This window comes from Microcystis sp. M49636_WE2, from assembly GCF_030065375.1.
Lineage (GTDB): Bacteria > Cyanobacteriota > Cyanobacteriia > Cyanobacteriales > Microcystaceae > Microcystis > Microcystis aeruginosa_C.
In genome coordinates this window covers 1-1305 of record NZ_JASJFG010000859.1, presented here as the reverse complement: position 1 = coordinate 1305, position 1305 = coordinate 1, and the positions used below count along the sequence as shown (strand labels likewise).

Genomic DNA, 1305 nt, shown 5'->3' with positions numbered 1-1305 from the left:
TTTTGTCGATACATATTTGAGGTAATTTGTCAAGGTTTTTGATAACTAATTCCGTGGCGCATTTTCTCTAATTTCTGTTGCACCTGAGCATCGAGAGAATGGAATAAAAAACGCCCTTTGGGACTTTGAGAAGAACTCTGGGATTTTCTCAGACGACGACCGGTTAAATCCACCTCGATTTCCAGACGTTGAGCGGAAATCCAGTGGGCCCCATAACCCATAACGGTCATTTTTTGGGCATTATCAGAGGTAGCGACGATAATCCGTCCGATAGCTGGGGCGCGATCGTGCCAAAAATCGGCGCAGGTTTTCTCGATATAGGTGTCGGCGGTTTGAGCGTGAGCGGTAAAATAAACCGATAAATGGTTAGTGTAGCGTTCTTGGCTGCCGGGGGTATCTTGAAGGTAGGAATCGAAGACGATTTGGGTTTGATAACCCTGATGGTGGGTGTAACCGATTAGGGTTTCAATTAACTTGTCTCGCGCCGGTTCGAGACCGTGGCGATCGCTGATTTTTTTCAGGGACGGCCAAGCGCCGATGACGTTGTAGCCGTCAACCAGCAGAAGGGAACGATCAGAAGAATTAACCATGGCTTTGAGAGTAATTGGTGTAGCATTAAGGGCAGTTCTAAAAAACAGCATCCTAATGATATTAACAAAAAATTTAAGATTCAACCGCCGCACTTGCCAATAATCTCGCTTTTAATTCTAGGGGATTTCCCCGATCCGTTACCTTACCCCCCTCTAACAAAAATGCCCCATCGCTGTAATCCAATTCCTCCAGGCGATGCGTCACCCAAAGGGCTGTAATACCTCGGTTTTTGACCAATTTCTGCACTTGAGAGACTAATTCTATTTGGGTATCCCCATCCAAAAGGGCGGTGGGTTCATCAAAGAGCAAAACCTCGCAATGACGAGCTAAAGCCCCCGCAATGGCGATTCTTTGCTTTTGTCCGCCACTGAGAGCATAGATCGGTCGTTTTTCCATTTCTAATAAATTCACCGCCCCTAGGGATTCCCGCACCCGGGCCCGAATTGCCGGCGTGGATAAACCCTCGGATACCAATCCAAAAGCCACATCTGCCCCCACTGTTGGCATAACTAACTGATGGTCGGGATTTTGGAAAACAAAACCGAGGGGGTTAGGTATCTCTATTTCACCGCGACTAGGTTTTAATAATCCCGCTAAGAGCCGCAGCAGGGTTGATTTACCGCTGCCATTTGTCCCCAACAACATCCAAAATTCTCCTCTGGGAACTTGCAAAGAGCAGCCATTTAATACTGATTTCCCATTCGGCCAGCTAAA

2 protein-coding genes are annotated in these 1305 nt (G+C 47.1%); both read right to left on the bottom strand.

Features of this window, described 5'->3' with window-relative positions:
• Positions 1-29: 29 nt before the first annotated feature.
• Positions 30-590, bottom strand: a complete 561-nt coding sequence (locus tag PX484_RS19635) for an NYN domain-containing protein (RefSeq protein ID WP_196219400.1) — start codon at positions 588-590, stop codon at positions 30-32.
• 73 nt (positions 591-663) lie between these two features.
• Positions 664-1305: energy-coupling factor ABC transporter ATP-binding protein (locus tag PX484_RS19630; protein WP_288105203.1), on the bottom strand; the 642-nt coding region annotated here is incomplete at its 5' end.